The organism is Aquabacter sp. (assembly GCF_965279295.1).
Taxonomy (GTDB): Bacteria; Pseudomonadota; Alphaproteobacteria; order Rhizobiales; family Xanthobacteraceae; genus Aquabacter.
The window spans coordinates 520,892-544,554 of sequence record NZ_CBDIHQ010000017.1; the positions used below are offsets into that span (position 1 = coordinate 520,892).

Sequence of the window (23,663 nt, forward strand, 5' to 3'; positions counted from 1 at the left end):
AGCACATGAGCGTGACAGTATTAATCGTCGATGACAGCAAGCTGGCCCGGATGTCGGTCGCCAAGGCGCTCAAATCCCTCCATCCGGATTGGTCGCATGTCGAGGCGGCGAACGCTGACGAGGCCCTGGCGCTGGTGAAGCAGGGCAACGTCGCCATGGCGCTGCTGGACTTCAACATGCCGGGCCGCGACGGTCTCGCGCTCGCGGCCGAACTCAAGACCCTCTATCCTGATATGCCGGTGGCCATCATCTCGGCAAATCACCAAGAAGAAATTGTGAATAAAGCCAAAGGCATAGGCGCGTTTTTCTTGGGCAAGCCTGTAACCGTGGCATTGCTGCAATCGTTGTTAGGAAGCGTGGGTGGTCAACTGAAGCCGGTTACCACATGACGGTGACCAGCCCTCCGATGCTCTCCGAACTTGAACTGGACGCCCTCACCGAACTGGTGAACATCGGCGTCAGTCGCGCGGCTCTCAGCTTGCGTGAAATGGTTGGCGAGCAAGTCCTCCTGTCTGTCCCCACACTTGCCATCGTTAGCGCGGCGCGCGCCGTGGAAATCCTCAAGGAGCGGGAGGACAAGAACCTCGTCGCCGTCCATCAGGCCTTCGAGGGAGACATCCAGGGTCGCGCGATGCTGATTTTCCCCGAGGTGAAAAGCCTTGAGCTGGTCCGTGCGGTGACCGGCGGCGAATTGCCTTTGGAAGACATTATCGAGCTTGAACAAGAAGCGCTGGCCGAAACCGGCAATATCATTCTCAATAGCTGCCTCGCCACGATCGCCAACATGCTACAGCGAAGCCTCAAGATGTCGCTGCCCGAGATCATGCGGGGACAAGGCTCTGATTTTTTTAATCTAACTCCGGTTTCTGCTGCTGACGATATCGTAATGTTCCTTTACATAGATTTTTCAGTTCGCGAGCGGGACATTCGGGGCTATATTGCTATGCTCATGGACATGCCCTCTTTGGCGGCCCTGAAAGAGCTGCTGGGTGAATTCATTGAGCGAACAATCGGCGCGGCCAGCTGAGACCATGTCCCTATCGGAAGGCCCTTTTTGGGTCGCTGTTGTTGACGCGCAAGACACCGGCCTTATCGTTCTGAATTCTTCTCGGCACGTTGTTGCCTGGAATGCTTGGCTTGCGGCCGCGAGCGGTATCCCGGCCGAGCAAATCCTCGGCAAGCGCCTCGAAGAGGTCTTTCCCGGAAAGGATTTGCGCTGGCTGTCCTCCGCCGCCACGCAGGCGTTTGATGCCGGCACGTCGACCTTCCTCACTCAAAGCCTGCATCCTCGGCTGCTTCCGCTGCACACGCGCGCGGGAGCGGAGCTTTTTCACAATGTGACCGTGCGCCCGGTGGGCGATAGGCCCTATGCTTGGTGCCTGATACAGGTCGCCGATATCACCGCGGCGGTGCTTCGCGAGCGCGTTCTCCGCGAACGCCAGAACGCGCGCTACGACGCGGTGATGGACAGCTCATCCGACACGATCCTCACGCTCAATGTCGAAGGTGTCATCCAGTTCGCCAACCCTGCCGCGACTAAGCTGGGTTACGCGCCGCTGGAATTGGTCAATCAGCACATCGACGTGCTTCTTCACAGCCGGGAGGGATGGGCCGAGGCTTGGACCACCGTCCTGGCCCAGGGGACTTTTCACCGTCCTCTGGACGTGGTGGTCCGGCGCAAGGATGGTTCCTCCAGTTACATGGAGGCGACCGCTTCAAAATGGCTCAGCAATTCCCGCGTCTTCGTCACGGCGATCCTGAGAGACGTGAACGAGCGACGGGCCGCTGAGGACGCCCTCTGGGGTCTCAATCAGACGCTTGAGCGGCGCGTCGCGGAGCGAACCGCCGACCGCGACCGCATGTGGCGCCTGTCCGCCGACGTCATGCTTGTCACTCAGTTGGATGGCACCATCAATGCCGTCAATCCGGCCCTGAGTTCGCTTTTCGGGGTACACGAAGATCGTCTTGTGGGAGCCAATGTCGCGGAGTTCGTCGCGCAGGAGGATCGCCAGGTCCTTCAGGATGTGCTCCATTCATTTTCGCAGTCCTCGTTGCCCCGTGTGTTTGAACTTTGCATCCACACCCGTGACAACGGCTTCCGGAAAATTGCCTGGAGCGCCGCCACCGCCGATGGTCTGCTCCAGGCGGTGGGCCGGGATGTCACGGCGGAACGTGAAGCCCAGCAGGCCCTGAAGAAGGCCGAGGAAAATCTGCGCCAGTCCCAGAAGATGGAGGCCATCGGCCAATTGACCGGCGGCATCGCGCACGATTTCAACAATCTTCTGACAGGCATCATCGGCGCGATGGATCTCATCAAGCGCCGCATCAAGGCCAAACAGTACGACGACCTGCACCGCTTCATGGATGCGGCCTCGGCCTCTGCCAACCGGGCGGCCGCGCTCACCCACCGGCTTCTGGCGTTTGCCCGACGTCAACCGCTCGCCCCCAGGGCGGTCAATGCCAATGACCTCATCATCGGCTTGAAGGAATTGATGACGCGCTCGCTCGGCGAGCAGGCCAGGCTTGAGACCGATCTCGCAGCGGATCTATGGCCGACCTTGACCGACGCCAACCAGTTGGAGAACGCGCTTCTCAATCTGGCGATCAACGCGCGCGATGCGATGCCGTCCGGTGGGGCGCTGACGATCTCGACCAGGAATGAGACGGTCAAAACAATCGACGCGGATGGCGAAGATGCGCTTCAGCCGGGCGAATATACTCTGATCCAGGTTCAGGACACCGGCGTTGGAATGGAGCCCGATATCCTCCAGAAGGTCTTCGAGCCGTTTTTTCACCACCAAGCCCATAGGGGCAGGGGACCGGCCTCGGCCTGTCGATGATCTACGGCTTCGCCAAACAGTCCCGCGGCCATGTGCGGATCGAGAGCACGCCCGGTGTCGGTACCGCCGTCATTCTCTATCTCCCGCGCTATACCGGCGACATCGTAAGCGAAGCGGCTGGCATCCGGGGAGACATGCCTAAGGGCTCCGGCGAGACCGTTCTGCTCGTCGAGGGACGATGTCGCGGTGCGCATGCTGATCGGCGAGGTGCTCAGGGATCTTGGCTATGGCTGCGTCGAGGTTGGCGACGGCCAGGCGGCGCTGCCCATTCTCGCCTCCGATATCCACCTGGACCTGCTGATCACCGATGTCGGTTTTGCCAGGCATGAACGGCCGGCAAACTGGCGGTTGAGGCGCGCGAGCGGCGGGCCGGGTTTGAAAGTCCTGTTTGTGACGGGGTATGCGGAACGGGCCCTTTGAAGAGGCCAAGTTCCTGGATCCGGGCATGGAGATGGTGTCGAAGCCGTTCACAGCTCGACGCCCTCGCGCTGAAGATCAACCAGATCATCGCTTCCTGAACCGAGGCCTTGCGAAAAGCCTCTGGTCCCCGCTCTCACGCGCGAAGGCGACGGGGCGGCTCCTCCTCGTCGAACGTGCCCTCGAATACCGTGATCAGCGCCCGGCGGATGGCCGACTGACGCGCCGCGCCCGTGATCTTCGCGCCCATCAGATCGGTGACATAGAAACACGTCCACCGCCCGCTCGCCGAAGGTCGCGACATGCGCTGAGGCGATGTTGAGGTTGAGGCGCGACAGGGTGGTGGTCAGCTCGAACAGCAGGCCGGGACGATCGAGGCCGGAGACTTCCACCACCGTGTGGCGGTTTGACCAGGAATTGTTGACCGTGACCTCCGGCTCCACCGAGAAGGTGCGCCGGCCTTTTGGCTGCTTGCGGGCGATCACCTCGGGCAGGCGCACGTCGCCGACGAGCGCATGCTCGATGGCATCGCAGACTTTCTGCGCCCGGCGCTCCTCATCGTCGTCGCGGTCGAACGCGCGGCGCAGCGCGATGGTGTCGAGCGCGAGGCCGTCCGTGGTCGTGGAGATCTGGGCATCGACGATGTTCGCCCCGGTCGCTGCGCAGGCGCCGGCGATCACCGAGAGCAGCTTGGGATGGTCGGTGGCCAGAACCGTCACTTCAGTGATGCCGCGCCCACCTTCCATGTCGGCGCGGGTGGCGAGGGTCCGTCCCTCCGCCTCCACCTTGGCGATGAAGCGGGCATGGCGCAGCTTGGTGTCGAGATCGACCCGCAGCCAATAGGGCGGATAGTGGCGGGCGGCATAGGCGGCGAAATCCGCGTCCGACCAGTTGGCGAGCGCGTGGCGCAACTGGGCCTGCGAGACCTGCACGCGCTTGCCCCGGTCCACCTCGGAGAAGCCGCCGGTCAGCACCGGCTCGGTCTCGTAATAGAGGGTCTTGAGAAGTTGGGCCTTCCAGCCGTTCCACACCCCTGGCCCAACTGCCCGGATATCGGCGGTGGTGACGATGGTGAGCAGCTTCATGCGGTCGAGATTTTGCACCACAGCGGCGAAATTCTCGATGGTCTTTCGGTCGGAGAGGTCGCGCGACTGGGCGACCGTGGACATGGTGAGGTGCTGTTCTACCAGCCAGGACACCGTCTCGGTCTCGATCGGGGTCAAGCCGAAGCGCGGGCACAGCTTCCGCGCGATCTTGGCGCCGGCGATGGAATGGTCCTCGGGGCGGCCTTTGGCGATGTCGTGCAGGAACATCGTCACATAGAGCAGATTGCGCTGCTTGATGGTGTTGCCCATCAACTCGTTGGCGAGGCCGTTCTCGGGATTGGTCTTGCGCTCGAATTCGGTCAGCATACCGATGCAGCGCAGCAGATGCTCGTCCACCGTGTAGTGGTGGTACATATTGAACTGCATCATCGCCACGACCCGGCCGAACTCCGGCACGAAGCGGCCCAGCACGCCCACCTCGTTCATGCGCCGCAGCACGATTTCCGGGGAGTTGCGTGAGCACAGGATGTCCATGAACAGCCGGTTCGCCTCGGGGTCTTCCCGAAGCTTGCCGTCGATCAGTCCCAGAGAGCGCGCGGCGAGCCGCATGGCGTCCGGGTGGAACGCGAGGTTGCGCTTGTCCGCGATGTGGAACATGCGGATCAGGTTGATCGGCGCGCGTGCGAAAGCCTCGTCGTCCGCCACGTTCAGGCGGTCATGGTCGATGATGAAGTCCGGGCTGTCCTTGAGGCGGGTGCGGGCCGAGCCCTTGCGCAGGCGCTCCACCATTCCCTTCAAGCCCGGAACCGGCTTGTCGTGGCGGGCTTCGAGCGCGGCGGACAGAATGGCGGTGAGGTCGCCCACGTCCTTCGCCACCAGGAAGTAATGCTTCATGAAGCGTTCGACGTCACGCTGGCCGGGATGCTCGGTGTAGCCGAGGCGCTCGGCCATCTCACGCTGCACGTCGAAGGAGAGGCGCTCCTCGGGCCGCTTGGCGAGGAAATGCAGGTGGCAGCGCACCGACCAGAGGAAATCCTCGCAGCGGGTGAACAGGCGCACCTCGTCGCGGGTGAACACGCCCTTCGCCACCAGTTCGCCTGTGGAGCGGACCCGGTAGACGTATTTGGCGATCCAGAACAAGGTGTGCAGGTCGCGCAGGCCGCCCTTGCCGTCCTTCACGTTCGGCTCGACGAGATAGCGCGACTGACCGGCCTTGCGCAGGCGCTCCTCCCGCTCGGCCATCTTGGCGGCGACGAACTCGGCGGCGGTGCCTTCCACCACTTCCTTGTCGAAGCGGTGCTCCAGATCCTCGAACAATTCCTTCTCGCCCACCACGAAGCGGGCTTCCAAAATCGAGGTGCGGATTGTGATGTCGGCGCGCGCCTGCCGCACGCATTCGTCCACCGAGCGGGTGGCATGGCCGACCTTCAGCCCGATGTCCCACAGCATGTAGAGAATGGCTTCGGCGACACTCTCGCCCCATGCGGTCTGCTTGTAGGGGAGAACGAACAATATGTCGGTGTCCGAGCCCGGCGCCATCATTCCGCGCCCATAGCCGCCCACCGCCGCGATCGCCATGCGTTCGGCGCGGGACGGCTTCTCCACGGGATAGAGGATGGTGGTGGCCACCTCGTGGGTGGCGCAGATGATCGCGTCCTGGAAGATCGAGAGGCGCTGAGAGCAGCAGCGCCCGCACCCTTCCTCCAGCAGCAGCCGCTCCGCCTCGGCGTGGCACAGCGCGAGTTCCTGCTTCATGTAGGCGACGACGGCACGCTTCAGTTCGCTCTCGCGCCCGGCGTGCGCTTTGGCGATCTCCATGACCTCGGTCTTGAAACGGGCGCCGAGGAAGGGCTCGGAGATGGTACGGGGAAGCCGAGGCATGCGTCGCTACGCTCTTGGAGTGTTCGCCACTCAGGAAAGGGTTTTGCCCGGTGCGAAACCGAGACTTTCGCTTTATCGCAATCGTGTGACAAGGTCACGGCGCGCTGCGGCGTAAAATCGGACTCGGCCTTGTGCGCCACACCCGGCCCGCAAACGCACCCTTCCGGCCAGGAACCCCTCTCCCGCCGTTAACTGCCCCTTAAATGGCCGCATTCAAAGGTCTTTCAGGTCTGCTCGAAACAGGCGGGCGGAATATTCATGGCGAGACGGAACGGGGAGGGCGAACGACGCGAGCCGGTGCTAGGGCGCCCGCAGACGCCGTTCGACATTCGCCTCGATGCCGCCGACCGCTCCGCTCCGCCGCGCGAGGAGGATCGGCCAAAGCGCCGTGTGCGCCCGCAGCAACCCTCCCACGGGTTTGACGAGCCCGAGATGGAGGAGGTCGTCGAACGTCGCGTCCCGTCCGGCCGCGCGCGAACCGAAAAGGCGGCGCCGTCCAGGCTCAGCGCCGCGAGATATGAGGAGGAGCTGGCGACGCCCAAACAGGTTGCGCCAAAGCGGGGCCCCCGCCAAGCCTGCCGCCAAACCCGCACCCCCCAAGGCGGCTCCGCCGAGGCGAGGCAGGGCCGAGCCCGCACGCAGGCGACGGGGCGGGGGCGGCTCGCTGATTTTCGGCTTGGTGAAATGGCTGATGATATTCGCCGTGTGGGGCGGCATCGCCGCTGCCGGGCTGGTCGTCTACGAGGCCTCCAAGCTGCCGCCCATGCAGACGCTGATGATCCCGAAGCGTCCGCCGACCATCATGATCCAGGCGGAGGATGGAAAGGTCCTGGCGACGCGGGGCGACATGGGCGGCGCCGCCGTGCCGCTGAAGCAGCTTCCCACCTATCTGCCCAACGCCTTCATTGCCATTGAGGATCGGCGCTTCTACGAGCATTTCGGTCTCGATCCGGTGGGCCTTGGCCGCGCGGTGGCGGCAAATATCGTCTCCCGGCGGGTCCGGCAGGGCGGCTCGACGCTCACCCAGCAGCTTGCCAAGAACCTGTTCCTGACCCAGGAGCGGACCTTCTCCCGCAAGATCCAGGAGGTGATCCTGGCGTTGTGGCTGGAGCAGAAATTCTCTAAGGCCGAGATCCTCGATCTCTATATGAACCGGGTCTATTTCGGCTCCGGTGCCTATGGGGTGGAGGCCGCGGCGCAGCGCTATTTCGGCAAGTCGGCGCGCAATGTGACGCTTGCCGAAGCCGCCATGCTGGCAGGCATCGTCAATGCCCCCTCGCGCCTTGCGCCGACGCGGAACCTGAAAGCGGCGCAGGAGCGGGCGGCTTTGGTGCTCGCCTCCATGCGCGATCAGAAGCTGATTTCCCCCGACATGCAGGCGGCCGCGCTGTCCCGCCCTGCAACCGTAGCCCCGCCCACCGCGCCCGGCTCCATCGGCTATGTCGCGGACTGGGTGGTGGACCAGCTGGATTCCTACGTCGGCGAACTCTCCGGCGACGTCACCGTGCGTACCACCATCGACGCGTCGATGCAGGCGCAGGGGCAGGCGGCGCTCAGCGATACGCTGGCGAAGTCCGGCACCAAGTTCGGCGTGCAGCAGGGCGCGCTGGTGTCGCTCGACCCGGACGGTTCCGTGCGGGCGCTGATCGGCGGCCGGTCCTATGAGGAGAGCCAGTATAATCGTGCCGTCACGGCGCGCCGCCAGCCCGGATCGGCCTTCAAACCCTTCATCTATCTCACCGCCCTGGAGCGCGGCCTGACCCCCGACACGGTGCGCGAGGACGGGCCGATCCAGCTCAAGGGTTGGCGACCGGAAAACGCCACCCACGACTATCGCGGGCCGGTCACGCTTCAGCAGGCGCTGGCCGCCTCGCTCAACACGGTCTCGGTACGCCTCGTGTTGGAGGTCGGGCCGAAGGCGGTGGTTTCAACCGCCCATCGCCTCGGCATCACCTCGCCGCTTGAGCCGAACGCCTCGATCGCGCTGGGCACATCGGAGGTGTCGGTGCTGGAACTCGCCTCCGCCTATGCGCCGTTCGCCAATGGCGGCATCGGCGTCATCCCCTATGTGATCGAGAGCGTGAAGGGCGCGGACGGCAAGATGCTCTATTCCCGTTCCACCTCCGGCCCGGGGCGCGTGATGGCTGCGGAATATGCCGGGATGATGAACCGGATGATGGAGGAAACCCTCATCACCGGCACCGCGCGTCGCGCCGACCTGCCGGGCTGGGAAGCCGCCGGGAAGACCGGCACGTCGCAGGATTATCGCGATGCCTGGTTCGTGGGCTACACCGCGCGCCTGGTGACGGCGGTGTGGCTCGGCAATGATGATTCCTCGCCCACCAAGAAGGCGTCCGGCGCCAACCTGCCGGTGGAAATCTGGAGCCGCTTCATGAAGGCCGCGCTCCAGGGCGTGCCGGTGGCGGAACTGCCGGGCGGCGGGCGCTCGCCGGGCTTTGGGTTCGGCCAGCCCTTGCCTCCCGGCTCGCTGCCGGACGAGGCCCCGCCCGCCGTGGTGGGCAGCCTGCCGCCGCAGCAACGGCAGCAGCAGGAGGAGCCCATGACCCTCGACCGCTGGTTTGTGGACACGTTCCTCGGCGGGCGGCGCTGAACCTTGTGATTCACACGCTCGGATCTTCGTCGCGCGTCCCTTTTCAGCGTGCCGGAAGGTATCCTGTGTCCGTGATGTCAGCGACATCCGCCAGCGTGACCGAGGCCTTGCGCGAGGCGTTGAAGAGGTCGATCACCACTTGGACGTCCTTCGGCGCCATGCGGGCGTCGCGCAGGAATTCGCTGGGCGGGCCGAACATATCCTCGCTCAGGTCGCGCACCGTCGCTGCATCCTGATCGGCGAATATCTTGCCCATATACGCTTCGAGCGCGGCGCGGTTCTCCGGTGCTGAGGTCCACGCCAGCGTCTGGGTCAGACATGCAGCGATGCGGCGGGCGGTGTCCGCGTTCGCCCGGAGCCAGGAGCGATGGGCGACAAGCACCACCGCCTGATATCCGCCGAGCGCGCCAATCACCGTTCCCAGAGACGGATACCCCTGGCGCATGGCGAGGCGGGCGAAGGGCGCGCCCAGCAGGGTCGCGTCGAATTCACCGCGCAGCAGCTTCTCGTAGCGCAGATTGGTGGCGCCGGCGTAGACCACCTCATAGTCGCGGCCGCGCTCCAAGCCGTGGCGATGGAGAATTTCAAACAGCGCGCTGGCATAGCCGGTGTCGGTGTCAACGGCGATCCGCCGGCCTTTCAGATCGGCAATACCGGTAATGCCGGGCTTCGCCATCAGATGCAGGAAGCCGCGATGTACGCCGGCGAACGTCACCAGTTCTTCCGCATTGGGCCGGCCGCTGCGCGCGCAGTCGATCAAATCGTCCAGCGACATGCCGATGACAGGGGCGGGACCCTCGAAGGCAAAGCGGTGGGCTTCGTCCGCGTCCTTTACGAAGGCGCGGGTGGGGACCCATGGTGCGGTCGCATCGGCCGCGCGCCGCAGATCCGCCACCGCAAACAGAGTTTCAGCGGCATCGCGGAACATGGCGATATCGGTGGTCGGGCCGGGGCTCTGCGCGGATGCTGTGGAATGGACCGCCCCCATCGCCCCGCCGACTGCCATCGCGAACAGGCCCGCGCTCATGTCCCGCCTTGAAATCATGCTGTCCCCCATTCCCAGGGCCATCATAAGAGGCCGAGAGCGCGGTGGGGAAGGCTTAAGGGTGCGGCCCGTGATCGCTTCGGACCGGCAGGAAGCTGCCGGCGATGGAGGGTATGTTTCCGCAGAAGGGCGGGCCGCCGGGTGCCGCGGTCTTCGGCGGGAGCAATTCCGCGCCGAGGCTTGCCCCGGCGCGCGTCAGGCGCACCGACCAGCCCTCATTCTCCCGCAGCGTCTGCGCATCGCCGCCAGCAACCAGCGTATCGCCTTGCAGCGTGGCCGCCGCCTCGAAGTCGCAGGTGGGCTGGCTCTGGGTGAGAGCGGTGGTTGAGATGGTCACCTGGTGGCCACTGGCGCCGGGCGCGATGGTGATCTCACCCATCACATTGGCCCAAGCCCCATCCCAGCCGGGACGCGGCGAGACGACGATGGCTTCCAGCATCCGCGCGCGGTTGGTGAGGTCGCCCTTCAGATCGTAATAGGGCGTGTCGTAGAAATCATCGCGCGCCGCCAGGAAATACCGCTGGTCGGTCTGGAGCGCCGCCTGCGCGGCCGGGTCCAGTCCGGCCATGGCCTTCTGGTAGGCGGTGGCGATGCGCAGATCGAGGGCGCCCAGCGTGGGGTTGGCGCAGATCGCATTTTCCGTGTCGCTGCGCGCGGCCTTGCAGTCGAAGGAAGGCTTGCTCTCCGGCGCAGCGTGCGCGGCGGACGCCAAAAGGCACAGCGCCGATGCGAGGGCCAAGGCCCAGCCGCGTTCGGTCATGGCGGCGGTGCGCTTCAGCCGCCGCCCACCGGCACCGGAATCGGCGCGGGGATCGAGCTGCCCGAGGAGGACCCCATGGAAGCGCGCGCAGCCGCCCGCAGCGGTATCGGGGCATCGGTGACGCGGGGCAGGTCCAGGCGGGACCACACGTCGCTCAGCGATTCGGCGAGATGCGCGATCATCCGATCCGTGTGGAACGGGGTCGGCGTGATGCGCAGCCGCTCCGTGCCGCGCGGCACGGTGGGGTAGTTGATCGGCTGGATATAGATGCCGTGCTCGGCCAGCAGCACATCGCTGGCGGCCTTGCAGGCCTTCGCGTCGCCCACCATCACCGGGATGATATGGGTCGGCGTTTCCATCTGCGGCAGGCCGATAGCGGCAAGCGCGGACTTGGTCTTTGCGACCTGGGCGCGCTGGCCGGCGCGCTCGACCTGCGAGGTCTTCAGATGGCGGACCGAAGCGGTGGCCGCCGCGGCGATGGCCGGGGGCAGGGCGGTGGTGAAGATGAAGCCGGGCGCATAGGAGCGCACCGCGTCCATCACCACGCGCTTGCCGGTGAGATAGCCGCCGATGACACCGAACGCCTTGCCCAGCGTGCCCTCGATCACGTCGATGCGGTGCATGACGCCGTCGCGCTCGGCAACGCCGCCGCCGCGCGGACCGTACATGCCGACCGCGTGCACCTCGTCGAGATAGGTCATGGCGCCGTAGCGCTCGGCGAGATCGCAGATTTCAGCCATGGGGGCGATGTCGCCGTCCATGGAATAGACGCTCTCGAACACCACCAGCTTGGGCCGGTTACCGGCGGCGCGCAGCACTTCTTCCAGATGGCCGAGGTCGTTGTGGCGGAAGATGGCCTTCTGGCGGCCGCCCTGGCGCACGCCCTCGATCATGGAATTGTGGTTCAACTCGTCCGAGATCACCACGCAATCGGGGATCAGCTTGACGATGGTGGAAATGCCGGTGGCGTTGGAGACATAGCCGGAGGTGAACACCAGCCCGGCGTCCTTGCCGTGCAGATCAGCGAGTTCCCGCTCCAGTAGAACGATTTCGTGGCTGTTGCCCGAGATGTTCCGGGTACCGCCGGCGCCGGCGCCGCGCAGCAGGGCGGCGGCGCGCATCGCCTCCACCACATCTGGGTGGCGACCCATGCCGAGATAATCGTTGGAGCACCACACCGTGATCTCGCGCGGTCCGCCCGGCGAATGCCAGATGGCGCGGGGGAAACGGCTGGCGTCGCGCTCGATGTCCGTGAAGGTCCGGTAGCGGCGCTCGCGGCGCAGCGCATCGACAGCATCGGAGAAGAACAAATCGTAGTTCATCACGGTCCCGGGGTACGGGGTGGATCTGAAAGCGCGGGTGAATCAATCACTCGCGAATTCTTCCAATCGTAGGCTTGCACATTGCCCCCTCCCTTGACATCGATCAAGGGCGTTAACCAGCCACGCGGCGAAGGGGCGCGCCCAGCGTCAGCCGGCGCCTGGAGAGCAAAGCGGAGGGGCACACGCAGATCACGAGCGCGCGAGCGTGGTGCGATGCTCAAAGTCCCCCTTGAGGCTCCAGAGAGGCCAACCGGGTGCGAATGCTGCCGAAACGTTCAGCCGGCTGGAGAAAGTCGCGCCTTGATGGAGCGGAATTCATCAAATTGCCGCTTGCGGAGGCGGCCGAATCCTCCTACATCGCGCTTGCCCAAATTCGCACGTGCCTGTGGTTACGTGTCGATCGGTGGAACTCCGGACAAGAGGCCGGAAAACTACCAGGACGATCGACAGCCGGAGGGAACCGGCGCACCCCGCTCCTCACGCGGGGGACGTGACTTGAAGCAACGACGTAAGGGCTTTTTTGGTCTCGGTCGGCCCTCCAAAGGTCGGCGTCACTGAAGAGGCACTACTTCTTGCCGGTCGTGCGGAACGGGAAACCCCCATTCCAAACGCGCGCATCCTAAAGAACGCTTCTCGTCGGCTTATCGCCGATGTGCGGCGATGGATGCCTTCGGCGCGAAGATGCGGCCGGTTTGTGACCGGCGAAGCGGGCACGGCCCGCGGGTCGAAGGCGCGTCCACACCGCCTTTCACTCCGCGTGTGCGTGTCCCGGACAAGCCAATAAGGCGTGTCCGTCCTGTCGTCGCGCGGGTTGCCGCGCTTCACTGGCTTCAGGTCAAGGAGGTTACCATGACCGATCGCATCCGCGAGTTTCTTAAGACCCGACGAGAGGATGGTCCCTGCGTCGTCGTTGATCTCGACGTGGTCCGCGCCAATTACGCTGCGTTTGCGCGCGCGCTGCCGGACACCCGCGTGTTCTATGCTGTGAAGGCGAACCCGGACGCCGCCATCCTGAAGGCGCTGGCCGAATTGGGCTCGTGCTTCGACACCGCCTCCACCGGCGAAGTCGAGATGGCGCTGGCCGCCGGCGCGACCCCGGAGCGGATTTCGTTCGGCAACACCATCAAGAAGGAGCGTGACATCGAGCGCGCCTTCAAGCTGGGCGTGCGCCTGTTCGCTGTGGATTGCTACGAGGAGGTCGAGAAGATCGCCCGCGTGGCGCCGCGCGCCAAGGTGTTCTGCCGCATCCTGTGCGACGGCGCCGGCGCCGAATGGCCGCTCTCGCGCAAGTTCGGCTGCGTGCCCGAAATGGCGAGCGACGTGCTCGAGCATGCCCACCGCCTGGGTCTGACCGCTTATGGCGTGTCGTTCCACGTCGGCTCGCAGCAGAAGAATGTGAATGCCTGGGACCAGGCGCTCGCATCCGCCGCCGGCATCTTCAAGGAGTGCGCCGAGCGCGGCATCGCTCTGTCCATGGTCAATCTCGGCGGGGGCTTCCCCACCAAGTATCTCCAGGATGTGCCCTCGGCGAAGGCGTATGGCGAGGCGATCTTCGAGGCGCTGCGCCAGCATTTCGGCAACGCGATCCCCGAGACCATCATGGAGCCGGGCCGCGGCATGGTCGGCAATGCCGGCTTGATCGAGACCGAAGTGGTCCTGATCTCCCGCAAGGCGGAGACCGACACGATGCGCTGGGTGTTCCTCGACATCGGCAAGTTCGGCGGTCTCGCCGAGACCATGGACGAGGCGATCCGCTACCCGCTGCGCACGCCGCGCGACGGGGACGACACCGCGCCTTGCGTGCTCGCCGGCCCGACCTGCGATTCGGCTGACGTCATGTACGAGAAGACCCCGGTGGAACTGCCGGTGTCGCTCTCGATCGGCGACAAGATCCTCATCGAGGCTTGCGGCGCCTACACCACGACCTATTCGGCAGTCGCCTTCAATGGCTTCCCGCCGCTGAAGTCCTACGTGATCTGACGATCACCCTTCCCGACCGGCCCCCGTGTGGAAAGTCGAGCGTGAGCTCGGCTGGGCCGGCGTCTTTCGACTTCGGTTTTGGCACAGGAGGTGCTGATGACTGAGATTGTCGCTGAGAAGGTGGAAGAGGCAGCTGCCCGCGAGGCGCTCCTGGATCTCACCATGCCCGCGCGTTTTGAAAAGTCGTCCGAGCGGCTGCGGGAAGGCCGCCTGCCGGCCGCTGGCCTGTCCCTGGCGGCCCATGCGCCGGACGGGCGCCTGGTCAGCACGGTCCGGCTCTGGCACGTCACCGCAGGCCCGGGAAAGCCGGCGCTGCTGCTCGGCCCGCTCGCCGTCCATCCCTGGTTCCAGGCCTGCGGGCTCGGGGCGCGGATGATGGATGCGGCGATTGCCGAGGCGCGTGCACGCGGCCACGGCGCCATCGTCCTGGTGGGCGATGCGCCGTATTACGGCCGCTTCGGCTTCTCCAACGCCCGCACCCAGGCGCTGTGGATGCCCGGCTCCTACGACCGCAACCGCCTGCTGGCGCTGGAACTGAAGCCCGGCGCCCTCGCCGGCGCGCGCGGCCTCATCAGCGCCACCGGCGCCAAGGTCGCGGTGCCGAGCATGGCTGAACTGATGGCTGCTTCGGCGGCGTGATGCACTGTTATTCCCTCTCCCGCTTGCGGGAGAGGGAATGACGCAGCGCCGCCGTGATGGCGTGACTTGTTCTTGCGCTCAAAATCCCCGACCTTGCGCGCCACTCCTGACCCATGAGCGGCGTGCCGGCGACGATGGATTTCCACTCTCTCTACAGCCACGATTTCATCCGCGTCGCCGCCTGCGTGCCGCGTGCGGGGGTGGCGGACCCCGTGTTCGCCGCCGAGGAGACGCTGCGTCTCGCGCAGGAGGGCCATGACGCGGGAACAGCGGTGATGCTGTTCCCGGAGCTTGGCATCTCCTCCTATGCCATCGACGACCTGCTGTTCCAGGATGCGCTGCAGGACGCGGTGGACGCCGCGCTCACGCGCATCGTGGAGGCTTCGCGCGCGCTGTATCCGGTGCTGGTGGTGGGGGGGCCGCTGCGCCGCGAGGGGCGGCTCTACAATTGCGGGCTGGTGATCCACGGCGGGGAAATTCTGGGCGCCGTGCCCAAGAGCTATCTCCCCAATTACCGAGAGTTCTACGAGCGCCGCCATTTCACCTCCGGCCTTGGCGTCACCGGCGGGGTCATCGAGCTTGCCGGGCGCACGGTGCCGTTCGGCACCGACCTGTTGTTCCGCGCCACGGGCGGGGTGCCCGTGACGTTCCATGTGGAGGTGTGTGAGGACATCTGGGTGCCGCTGCCGCCCTCGACGCGGGCCGCGCTCAATGGCGCGGAGTTGCTGCTCAATCTTTCTGCCAGCAACATCACCATCGGCAAGGCCGACACCCGGCGGCTGCTGTGCGCCAGCCATTCCTCCCGCACCATCGCCGCTTACGCCTATTCGGCGGCGGGGCCGGGGGAATCCACCACCGATCTTGCGTGGGACGGGCACGCGGCCGTGTTTGAATATGGCGAGATCCTCGCCGAGACCGAGCGCTTTCCCGCTGGCGCGGTGATTGCCACCGCCGATGTCGACCTCGGGCGCATCCGTCAGGAGCGCATGCGGGTCAACAGCTTTGGCGATTGCGTGCAGGAGGAGGGCGCGCGCGGGCCGGCATTCCGCACAATTGCGTTCGCCCTCGACACGCCCGGGCGCACGGTGGCGCTGGAGCGCAGTGTGGAGCGGTATCCGTTCGTGCCCTCCGACCCCTCCCGCCTGCGCGAGGATTGTTATGAGGCCTACAACATCCAGGTGCAGGGCCTCGCCAAGCGCCTCACCGCCTCGGGCGCGCAGACCGCGGTCATCGGCGTCTCGGGCGGCCTGGATTCCACCCAGGCGCTGATCGTCGCCGCGCGCGCCATGGATGCCATCGGCCGCGACCGCAAGAATGTGCTGGCCTACACGCTGCCGGGCTTTGCCACGTCGGACGACACCAAGTCCAACGCCTGGGCGCTGATGCGCGCGCTCGGCGTCACCGCGCAGGAAATCGACATTCGCCCCGCCGCCCGGCAGATGCTGGCGGACCTCGACCATCCGTTCGCCAAGGGCGAGCCGGTCTATGACGTCACCTTCGAGAATGTGCAGGCGGGCCTGCGCACGGACTATCTGTTCCGCCTCGCCAACCACAATCGCGGCCTTGTGGTGGGCACCGGCGATTTGTCCGAACTCGGGCTCGGCTGGTGCACCTATGGGGTGGGCGATCACATGTCCCACTACAACGTCAACGCCTCGGTCCCCAAGACACTGATCCAGCACCTGATCCGCTTCGTCGCCGCCTCGGGTGATGTCAGCGCGGAGACCGGGCGCATCCTGTACGCCATCCTCGAAACCGAAATCTCGCCGGAACTGGTGCCGGCGAGCGCGGGCAAGCCGATCCAGTCCACCCAGTCCATCGTCGGCCCTTACGCGTTGCAGGACTTCAACCTGTTCTACCTCACCCGCTACGGCTTTCGCCCGTCCAAGATCGCCTTCCTCTCGCACCACGCCTGGAGCGATGCGGAACGGGGCGCCTGGCCGGTGGACCTGCCGGCGGGCGACCAGCGGGCCTATGCGCTGGCGGACATCCGCCATTGGCTGGAGCAGTTCCTCAAGCGGTTCTTCACCAGCCAGTTCAAGCGATCCACCCTGCCCAACGGGCCTAAAATCACATCGGGCGGCTCGCTCTCGCCGCGCGGCGACTGGCGCGCGCCCTCCGACGGCGACGCCAAGCTGTGGCTGGCGGAATTGCACGCCAATGTGCCAGAGGCCTGAGCGGCGCGCTGGCGGACGAATGGGAAAACAGGCAGGTTCGGCCCGTCGGTCGCGCGCGATCGACGGGAAAGGGCGGGGATGATCGAACTTCTCAAGCGATGTGTGGAGTTTACCCGCGCGGTGGCGCGGTACGCTGGCGCGCGCGCGCTTCTGGCGGCGCTTCTGGTTGCCTGCGGGGCGGTGCTTGAGGGCATCGGCATCGTGCTGCTCGTGCCGCTTCTGGCGACCCTGTTCGATGCCGGCGCCGGCACCGGAACGCTGGGCCGCATGGCCGACGCGATCGCCCCGACCCTTGCCCCCGGCGCGCGCCTCGCCCTTCTTCTGGGGCTGTTCGCGGCAATGATGGTGGCGCGCACCTTCGTGCTCTGGCTGCGCGATGCCCATCTCGCCGCCTTGCAGATCGGCTTCGTCGAGGTGCAGCGCACGGCGGTGGCGGAACAGCTCTCGCGTGCCCGCTGGTCGGCTCTCGCGCGGCTCGGCCACGGGCGCGTCAATCATGTCATGGGCAGCGACGTGCAGCGGTGCGGGGCGGGTGTGCACTTCCTGCTGCAGAGCGGCACGGCGGCGGTGATGATCGCTGTCCAGGCCGTGGTGGCGTTTCTGCTGTCCCCCACCCTGACCCTGCTGGCGGTGGGGCTGATGGCGGCGGGCGCGCTGGCGCTCTCCCGCCTGTTGAGCCGTGCCCATGACGCCGGGCGTCGGGTGACGGGCTCGAACCTTTCCCTCATGGAGGAGGTTGGGCGGTTCCTGTCCGGCATGAAGCTGGCCATGAGCCAGAATCTGGAGCGCGGCTTCGTCGCCGCCTTCGCGCGCGATCAGGCGAGTGGCACGGCGCAGCAGATCGTGTTCATGCGGCAGCAATCGCTGATGCGCGGCCTGTGGAGCCTGCTGGGCGCGCTCGCGGCCATGATGACGGTGCTGGTGGGTTTCTCTTTGCTCAATCTCTCCGCGCCCGTCTTGCTCACGTTGCTGGTGGTGCTGAGCCGCATCAGCGGGCCGGCGGGGCAGATCCAGCTTGGCCTCCAGCAGATCGCCTATGCGTTGCCGGCCTGGGAGGCGGTCCGCGCGCTCCAGCACGAACTTGTCGGCGCGGCCCGCCCCGCGCCCGTGCCGGGGTTGCCTCTGGAGGGGCCGGTGCGGCTGGAAGAGGTCGCCTATCACTATCCCTCCGGCGCGGGGATCAAGGGCCTCTCCGTGGTCATCGCGCCGGGCGAAATGGTCGGCATCGCGGGCGCCTCGGGGGCTGGCAAGACCACGCTGGCCGACCTTCTCTCCGGCCTGATCGCGCCGCAGGCGGGGCGCGCGCTGATCGGCGATACGCCGCTCAGCGAAGACGCGGCGGCCTGCTGGCGCGAGCAGGTGGCCTATGTCACGCAGGACGCGGTGCTGTTCAACGACACGGTCCGCGCAAATCTGCTGTGGGCGCGGCCTTCAGCCGAACCCCAGGCGATTTCGGCTGCCCTCGCGGTCGCCGGCGCGGCGCCGGTGGTGGCGCGGCTGCCGCTCGGGCTCGACAGCGTGGTCGGCGAACGCGGCGCCCTGATCTCCGGCGGCGAGCGCCAGCGCCTCGCGCTCGCCCGTGCCCTGTTGCGTGCGCCCGCGCTGCTCATCCTCGACGAAGCGACCAGCGCCATCGACATCCCCGGCGAGCGGGACATCCTGGCCCGGCTGCGGGCACTCGCCCCCCGCCCGGCCATTGTGATGATCGCGCATCGCGCGGAGAGCCTGGCGCTCTGCGATCGTGTGCTGGTGGTGGAGCACGGCCAAATTTCAGATGCCACGCGCGGCGGTCCGGCCCGCGCGGAGGTGCGGGCGTGACGCGCGCCTTGCAGCCGGAACTCGCGCTGCTCGCGGCCTGCTGCCGCTGGCCCGCCGCGCCGGCTCGCGACGCTGCGGTGCGGGTTGCAGCCGCAGTTCCCCCGGACTGGTCCGAGTTCGAGCGGCTGCTGCGCCGCCACCGCGTGGTCGCGCTGGCCTGCAACGGCTTGGCATCCGCCGGCATCCAGCCGCCGCCTGACGTCGCCGAGCGGCTGCGCAGCGCCGCCGCCGTGCAGGCCCGCACCGCGCTCGCCATGGCGGGCGAAACCCTTCGGCTCCAGCGCCTTTTCGATACCGCAGGAGTGCGGGCCCTGGTGGTGAAGGGCGCCGCCCTTGGCCGCCTCGCCTATGGCGACATCGGCCTCAAGCAGGCGCGGGACGTGGATTTCCTAGTGGCGTTCGACGCGATCCCGCAGGCGCGCGCGCTTCTGGAGGGCGCAGGCTACGTCCTCGCCGATCTGCCGGCGGACGATGACGGGCGCGGCTTCGCCCTCATGCTTTCCATGTGCCGGGAGATCACGTTTGTCCACGCTGCCAGCGGTGTGGTGGTGGACCTTCATTGGGCGCTGACCGAAAATCCCGCCATGCTCCCCGGCCTTGGCCTGTCCTCGGAATGCCAGGACGTGGCGATGGCCGGCGCGGTGATGCGCACGCTGGCCGATGCGCCACTCTATGCCTATCTCTGCGCCCACGGCGGGGGCCATGCCTGGGCGCGGCTCAAATGGCTGGCGGATCTCTCAGCCTTCTTGGGGGTGCAGCCGCCGGGCGAAATGGAGCGGCTTCACCGCGCCTCCCTCGCCATGGGCGGCGGGCGCACCTCGGCCCTGGCGCTGGTGCTGTGCCACGACGTGATGGGCCTCGCCGTGCCGGCCTCTCTGCTGAAAGAGGTGCGCGCCGACCGGATCGTCATGGCACTTGCCGGCAATGCCATCGCCTGTCTTCAGGCGCGCGAGAGCGAGCGCAAGCACTCCTTGGCGGCGACGCTTCGCCTCAACATCGCCCTGCCGTTCCTTAAGCCCGGCCTGGGCTACGCCCGCAGCGAACTCGCGCGGATCTGGGTTTCGGTGGGGGACCGGCAGGCGCTCAAACTCCCGCGCGGCCTCCACCCTCTCTATCATGTCATCCGCATTCCGGCGGTGCTGCTGCGGCACGCCGTGCGGATGGTGCGGCCTCAGTCGACGCCGCCGAGATAATCCAGCTTGCCCACGTTGACGCCCTGGCTGCGTAGGATGGCGTGGGCGGTGGCGACGTGGAAATAGAAGTTCGGCAGCAGGAATTTCGTCACGAAGCCCGAACCCGTGAGGGTGGTGCTATGGGGACCGAACTTCAGCTCGATGCTGCGCTCCGCCGACGTCGCGAACGCATCCTGCGGCACGCTTTCGAGGAAGGCGATGGTGTTGGCGAGGCGCGCCTTCAAGTCATCGAACGTGGTCTCGGTGTCCGGGAAGCTCGGCGCCGCGAGGCCTGTGAGGCGCGGCACCGCCGCCTTCGCCGTGTCGCTGGCCCGCTGGATCTGCCCGGACAGCGGCAGCATGTCCGGCGCCAGCCGCGCGCCGACCAGGCTCGTCGGGTCGAGACCCGCCTCGGCCGCATGCGCCGCCGCCTTATCCATATAGGCCGTGAGAACCTGTAGGCCCCGCACCAGGGCGGGGATCGAGACGTCATAGATCGAGAGAGTCATGGAAACTCCAGGGGAGGGCGCGCCGGAAACCGCGCGCGCGTTTGATGGCCTCTGTTTAAGCCAAGCGCAGCCGTTCGGCGACAGGTCCCGCGCCGGGTGACGCGAATGTGCGGGCGGCGTCGGCGCCAGGCTCCGCGCGTTGCCGCGCCGGAAAAAAATCATGACGAAGCGTCATCTTAGCGATTGACAGAAATGGAACATATAAGGAACATTTGAGTAGGGGCAGTTGAGGAATTCTCGCGCATGGCGGGAATTTCGGCGAGCGCGGCCTCACTTGGTGAAAGAACTGGCACTATCGAGGGCGCCACCATGACTTCGGAACCGACCGCGCGACATGCCATCGTCGCGAAGATCGCCGCGATTGAAAACGACATGCAGTTGACCGATTCCTCTCAAGTCAGCCGCTACAATCGCCTCTTCAAGCAGCAGCAGGATCAGCTGGATAAAATCGTGCAGAACCCGGCGCGGGAGGAGCTGACGCTGCAATTGCTTACTCACCCCGACCCGCATGTGAGGATGACCACAGCTCACCGATGCAGCTGGGACGGGTACATGGTCGCGGAAGCGAAGCGCGCCGTCCTTCAGCTTGCAACGCGGACCGACAAGCTCGGCCAAAGCGCTGCCTTGTGGCTTGAAGACCGAAGCCGAATGGCCTGGGCACGGCCCGTTCAAGCTGAGGTGAAGAAGAAGGTTCTGCCCTTTCTCCCCGCGCCAAAGGTATACAGCCGAGCGGAGGCGCTTCAGCTTGTCACGGCCCGGTTTCCCGGCGCGCGCGGCGACAGTCTGGCCGCGCTCCTGAAACCCGCGATACGTTTGTGGCCGGTGAAGGCGCGCCGCGACACCCAAGCCTCATCTCTCGGTGGAATGCCCCGGCTGCCGCGCGGCATGAAATGGCCGACGTCCGAGGACGAACCTCTGCTGTTCCTCGCCCGGATCGACTGCGCCGAGGTTCACGCGGCGGTGGGAGAGACGGCGCTGCCCGAGACCGGGGCGCTGCTGTTTTTCGGCCATCCCGACGATCTCTGCGGGGCAGGGCCGATGGGCGGTGGCGTGGTGTTTCATCTCGCTGATGACACAGGGCTCAAAACCCGGCGCGCGCCCATCGAGGACTTTGTCGTGGTGGCGCACTGCGGCTTGGAGTTCATCGCCACGATGGATCTGCCCGACCTCAAAAGCAGCACGTTCGAGGCGCTTGGCCTAAGCGCCGAGGAAGAGATGCTCTACGCAAAGCTGCGCCGCGAGATGCGAAACGGCGGCGCGCCCTTGCCCGACGACGACGACTACGCGACCCACATGCTGGGCTGGGCCGACATGATCCAGGACGACTGGTGGGGCGACGCGGCGGCTGGAGAGACACCGAGCGAAATCCTGCTCCAGATCGGCACCTATCACGACGGGGCAGAGTGGAACGACCTGGGACCCGGCGGCATGATCTATTTCATGATCGAAGCCGACGCCCTCGCTGGCCGCCGCTTCGACGAGGTGGAGATGGTCACGCAGTGCACGTAGAGGCGCCGGAGGCTCGGTTCGACCCTGGGCCGAGCCCGAAACAGCTTAGGGGCTGTCGCCCCGGTGACGACGCATGCCCCGTTTCTCGCAGCAAAGCCGGTTCGAAATGTCGACGGTCTGGTGTGGGCGCCGCGGCAATTGGTAGAGCTGTCATGGCTATACCGAAGGTTGGTCCGCTCGGGCCAAAAATCGGGTTGGAGTCATTGCAGTCACCTGCCGGAATGCGCACGAGAATGCAGCCGTGCTGGAAAAGCCGCAGTTCGTAGACACGCGCGCGATCGACTCCCCTCTGGCAAGTCGATCCATTGCGTGGACGATGCGCGCGCGCTGGCGCCACGCCTTGAACGTCATTCCGGTTTCTGCCCGGAACACGCGGCTCACGGTACGGATGCTCGTCGCGGCGCGCGATGCGAGCGCCTCGATACTCAATTCGATGCGAGGATCGTCCAGCGCCAAGTCGGCTACGCGCCGTCCTGCGGGAGTCGTCGGCAGCGGAAGAAACGTCGGCGCGTGGGCCGTTTCGGTGAGATCGTGCAGTATCAGCCTGGCGATCAGCTCGGCCTTGTGCGTGCCGATATCGGCGACGAAGGTCGCGTTCAGCAGAGACTGCAGCAGCGGGGTGACGCGCAGAGCGAAGGCTCGGTCCGGAAGCAGGTCCGGTCCCCACGCACGCACCGTCCGGGGCTGCCAGTGCACCATCCACAGCTCGGCATCGGTCAGCACCTCGACATGGTGCAAGACGCCTTCCGGAATCCAGACGGCCAGCTGCGGCGGCACCAGCCAGCGTCCCTCCGGCGTGTGGACCTGGACGATGCCGGAGGCGGCGAAGGTCAGCTGCGCCGCCGTATGCGCATGCGGCGGCAGGCCCGCGGCGCGCCGTTTAATGCCGCGACTGATTGAGAAGGGCTGGTCCATGGAAGTGGCCTCTGCGCGATGCCGATTGGCATTACATCGTAAACCTGCGGGGGTATATGGAGGTTCGTATTGATCAACAACCAGAAAGCAGGCGCGCTATGAAGGCGGCAATCATCCATGAGTACGGCAGCAACGACGTGGTGCGATACACCGATATCGACACGCCGGAACCCAAGGCCGGCGAGGTGCTCATCAAGGTCGCGGCGGCCGGGGTGAACCCGGTCGACTGGAAGATTCGTAGTGGCATGGGCCAGCGCATGGGAATGACCCTGCCCGTGCACCTGGGAGGGGAGATCAGCGGCACCGTCGAGGCGCTGGGCGACGGCGTCGCGCATCTTTCGAAGGGCGACGCGATCTACGGGATTATCCCAAGCGGCGCATTTGCCGAATATGCGCTCGCCACGGCGGCACACCTGACGCGCAAGCCCGCCAATCTCGATTTCCTCCACGCCGCGGCGATCCCGCTCGGGGGTCTGACCGCGTGGCAGGCGATGTTTGACTTAGCCGGCCTGGTCAGCGGCCAGCGCCTGCTCATCACCAGCGCCTCGGGCGGGGTCGGCTCGCTGGCAGTGCAGATCGCCAAGGCGAAGGGCGTTCACGTCACCGCCATGGCATCCGGACGCAATGAGGCTTTCGTCCGCAGCTTGGGCGCGGACGAATTTATCGACTACACCACGCAATCCTTCGAGCAGGTGGCGAGCGACATGGACGTCGTCTTCGACACGGTCGGCGGCGACACGTTCGAGCGGGCTTTTCGCACTGTGAAGAAGGGCGGGTTCGTGGTGACGTCGGTCGCGTTTCCGACCGACGAAGCGCAGCGACACGGCGTCGGTGTGGCGCGGGTGTATTGCAAGCCCGACGCAGGCGAACTCGCGCTCCTGCGGGCGATGGTGGAAGCCGGCGAACTCGCCGCGCATATCGCCAAGGTGCTGCCGCTCACGCAAATCAAAGAGGCGCTCGCCCTTTCGGAGGCTGGGCACACGCGCGGTAAGATCGTCCTGCAGATTGCCGCGTAGCTGGCG

17 protein-coding genes and 1 pseudogene are annotated in these 23,663 nt (G+C 66.1%); 12 read left to right on the forward strand and 6 right to left on the reverse strand.

The genetic code is table 11. The features are described from left to right. The first annotated feature begins 5 nt into the window (after positions 1-5). The 4 genes from ADADO0_RS17010 to ADADO0_RS17025 all read left to right on the forward strand — a co-directional run bounded on the left by ADADO0_RS17010 (position 6) and on the right by ADADO0_RS17025 (position 3,260). Entirely contained in the window at positions 6-389 is a 384-nt protein-coding gene (locus ADADO0_RS17010) for a response regulator transcription factor (RefSeq protein WP_511306372.1), read from the forward strand. After that, a complete protein-coding gene (locus ADADO0_RS17015) occupies positions 386-1,027 on the forward strand; it encodes a chemotaxis protein CheX (RefSeq protein WP_511306373.1) in 642 nt (213 codons plus the stop codon). The genes ADADO0_RS17010 and ADADO0_RS17015 overlap by 4 nt, the downstream gene beginning before the upstream one ends. Positions 1,028-1,031: 4 nt before the next feature. Continuing rightward, positions 1,032-2,840 (forward strand): PAS domain S-box protein, encoded by a 1,809-nt coding sequence (locus ADADO0_RS17020; RefSeq protein WP_511306374.1) that lies wholly within the window; start codon positions 1,032-1,034, stop codon positions 2,838-2,840. A 186-nt stretch (positions 2,841-3,026) separates the two neighbouring features. Beyond that, complete coding sequence (locus ADADO0_RS17025) at positions 3,027-3,260, forward strand: response regulator (RefSeq protein ID WP_511306375.1); 234 nt, start codon at positions 3,027-3,029, stop codon at positions 3,258-3,260. A 133-nt stretch (positions 3,261-3,393) separates the two neighbouring features. Here the strand turns inward: ADADO0_RS17025 and ADADO0_RS17030 are convergent. Beyond that, a pseudogene (locus ADADO0_RS17030) lies at positions 3,394-6,184 on the reverse strand ([protein-PII] uridylyltransferase). A gap of 691 nt (positions 6,185-6,875) precedes the next feature. Between ADADO0_RS17030 and ADADO0_RS17035 the strand changes: the two are divergent. Beyond that, positions 6,876-8,795: a transglycosylase domain-containing protein gene (locus ADADO0_RS17035; RefSeq protein WP_511306376.1), complete on the forward strand. Its 1,920-nt coding sequence runs from the start codon at positions 6,876-6,878 to the stop codon at positions 8,793-8,795. 43 nt (positions 8,796-8,838) lie between these two features. Here the strand turns inward: ADADO0_RS17035 and ADADO0_RS17040 are convergent, their stop codons facing one another. The 3 genes from ADADO0_RS17040 to hemA all read right to left on the reverse strand — a co-directional run bounded on the left by ADADO0_RS17040 (position 8,839) and on the right by hemA (position 11,922). Beyond that, positions 8,839-9,822, reverse strand: a complete 984-nt coding sequence (locus tag ADADO0_RS17040) for an ABC transporter substrate-binding protein (protein WP_511306377.1) — start codon at positions 9,820-9,822, stop codon at positions 8,839-8,841. A gap of 73 nt (positions 9,823-9,895) precedes the next feature. Next, entirely contained in the window at positions 9,896-10,600 is a 705-nt protein-coding gene (locus tag ADADO0_RS17045; protein ID WP_511306378.1) for a lysozyme inhibitor LprI family protein, read from the reverse strand. Between the two features lie 14 nt (positions 10,601-10,614). Continuing rightward, the gene (hemA, locus tag ADADO0_RS17050) at positions 10,615-11,922 is read right to left on the reverse strand and encodes a 5-aminolevulinate synthase (protein WP_511306379.1); all 1,308 of its coding nucleotides are present in this window, start codon (positions 11,920-11,922) and stop codon (positions 10,615-10,617) included. Between the two features lie 849 nt (positions 11,923-12,771). Here hemA and ADADO0_RS17055 point away from each other — a divergent pair. From ADADO0_RS17055 to ADADO0_RS17075, 5 genes are all read left to right on the forward strand, one after another. After that, positions 12,772-13,902 carry a type III PLP-dependent enzyme gene (locus ADADO0_RS17055; protein ID WP_511306380.1) on the forward strand — a complete coding sequence of 377 codons (1,131 nt, stop codon included), beginning with the start codon at positions 12,772-12,774 and terminating at the stop codon, positions 13,900-13,902. A gap of 96 nt (positions 13,903-13,998) precedes the next feature. After that, positions 13,999-14,541 carry a GNAT family N-acetyltransferase gene (locus ADADO0_RS17060; protein ID WP_511306381.1) on the forward strand — a complete coding sequence of 181 codons (543 nt, stop codon included), beginning with the start codon at positions 13,999-14,001 and terminating at the stop codon, positions 14,539-14,541. 134 nt (positions 14,542-14,675) lie between these two features. Continuing rightward, positions 14,676-16,718: an NAD(+) synthase gene (locus ADADO0_RS17065; RefSeq protein WP_511306382.1), complete on the forward strand. Its 2,043-nt coding sequence runs from the start codon at positions 14,676-14,678 to the stop codon at positions 16,716-16,718. Between the two features lie 78 nt (positions 16,719-16,796). After that, on the forward strand, positions 16,797-18,536 hold the full coding sequence (locus ADADO0_RS17070; protein ID WP_511306383.1) for an ATP-binding cassette domain-containing protein: 1,740 nt from the start codon (positions 16,797-16,799) through the stop codon (positions 18,534-18,536). Next, positions 18,533-19,729, forward strand: a complete 1,197-nt coding sequence (locus ADADO0_RS17075) for a nucleotidyltransferase domain-containing protein (protein ID WP_511306384.1) — start codon at positions 18,533-18,535, stop codon at positions 19,727-19,729. The genes ADADO0_RS17070 and ADADO0_RS17075 overlap by 4 nt, the downstream gene beginning before the upstream one ends. On the opposite strand, the gene ADADO0_RS17080 is transcribed toward ADADO0_RS17075, so the two are convergent. Next, the gene (locus tag ADADO0_RS17080; protein WP_511306385.1) at positions 19,708-20,217 is read right to left on the reverse strand and encodes a DUF1993 domain-containing protein; all 510 of its coding nucleotides are present in this window, start codon (positions 20,215-20,217) and stop codon (positions 19,708-19,710) included. The two genes, ADADO0_RS17075 and ADADO0_RS17080, sit on opposite strands and share 22 nt — an antisense overlap. A gap of 309 nt (positions 20,218-20,526) precedes the next feature. Between ADADO0_RS17080 and ADADO0_RS17085 the strand changes: the two genes are divergently transcribed. After that, positions 20,527-21,726, forward strand: a complete 1,200-nt coding sequence (locus tag ADADO0_RS17085; RefSeq protein WP_511306387.1) for a DUF1963 domain-containing protein — start codon at positions 20,527-20,529, stop codon at positions 21,724-21,726. 156 nt (positions 21,727-21,882) lie between these two features. Here the strand turns inward: ADADO0_RS17085 and ADADO0_RS17090 are convergent, their stop codons facing one another. Further along, positions 21,883-22,641 (reverse strand): AraC family transcriptional regulator, encoded by a 759-nt coding sequence (locus ADADO0_RS17090; RefSeq protein ID WP_511306388.1) that lies wholly within the window; start codon positions 22,639-22,641, stop codon positions 21,883-21,885. 98 nt (positions 22,642-22,739) lie between these two features. Here ADADO0_RS17090 and ADADO0_RS17095 point away from each other — a divergent pair, with 98 nt between their 5' ends. Further along, a complete protein-coding gene (locus ADADO0_RS17095) occupies positions 22,740-23,657 on the forward strand; it encodes an NADP-dependent oxidoreductase (RefSeq protein WP_511306389.1) in 918 nt (305 codons plus the stop codon). The last annotated feature ends 6 nt before the right edge of the window (positions 23,658-23,663 follow it).

Coding starts and splice junctions, on each gene's coding strand:
- ADADO0_RS17080 (WP_511306385.1), bottom strand. CDS start 20,217: ATGACTCTCTCGATCTATGACGTCTCGATCCCCGCCCTGGTGCGGGGC.
- ADADO0_RS17040 (WP_511306377.1), bottom strand. CDS start 9,822: ATGAGCGCGGGCCTGTTCGCGATGGCAGTCGGCGGGGCGATGGGGGCG.
- ADADO0_RS17090 (WP_511306388.1), bottom strand. CDS start 22,641: ATGGACCAGCCCTTCTCAATCAGTCGCGGCATTAAACGGCGCGCCGCG.
- ADADO0_RS17070 (WP_511306383.1), top strand. CDS start 16,797: ATGATCGAACTTCTCAAGCGATGTGTGGAGTTTACCCGCGCGGTGGCG.
- ADADO0_RS17020 (WP_511306374.1), top strand. CDS start 1,032: ATGTCCCTATCGGAAGGCCCTTTTTGGGTCGCTGTTGTTGACGCGCAA.
- ADADO0_RS17055 (WP_511306380.1), top strand. CDS start 12,772: ATGACCGATCGCATCCGCGAGTTTCTTAAGACCCGACGAGAGGATGGT.
- ADADO0_RS17085 (WP_511306387.1), top strand. CDS start 20,527: ATGACTTCGGAACCGACCGCGCGACATGCCATCGTCGCGAAGATCGCC.
- ADADO0_RS17010 (WP_511306372.1), top strand. CDS start 6: ATGAGCGTGACAGTATTAATCGTCGATGACAGCAAGCTGGCCCGGATG.
- ADADO0_RS17035 (WP_511306376.1), top strand. CDS start 6,876: ATGATATTCGCCGTGTGGGGCGGCATCGCCGCTGCCGGGCTGGTCGTC.
- ADADO0_RS17045 (WP_511306378.1), bottom strand. CDS start 10,600: ATGACCGAACGCGGCTGGGCCTTGGCCCTCGCATCGGCGCTGTGCCTT.
- hemA (WP_511306379.1), bottom strand. CDS start 11,922: ATGAACTACGATTTGTTCTTCTCCGATGCTGTCGATGCGCTGCGCCGC.
- ADADO0_RS17095 (WP_511306389.1), top strand. CDS start 22,740: ATGAAGGCGGCAATCATCCATGAGTACGGCAGCAACGACGTGGTGCGA.
- ADADO0_RS17060 (WP_511306381.1), top strand. CDS start 13,999: ATGACTGAGATTGTCGCTGAGAAGGTGGAAGAGGCAGCTGCCCGCGAG.
- ADADO0_RS17015 (WP_511306373.1), top strand. CDS start 386: ATGACGGTGACCAGCCCTCCGATGCTCTCCGAACTTGAACTGGACGCC.
- ADADO0_RS17065 (WP_511306382.1), top strand. CDS start 14,676: ATGGATTTCCACTCTCTCTACAGCCACGATTTCATCCGCGTCGCCGCC.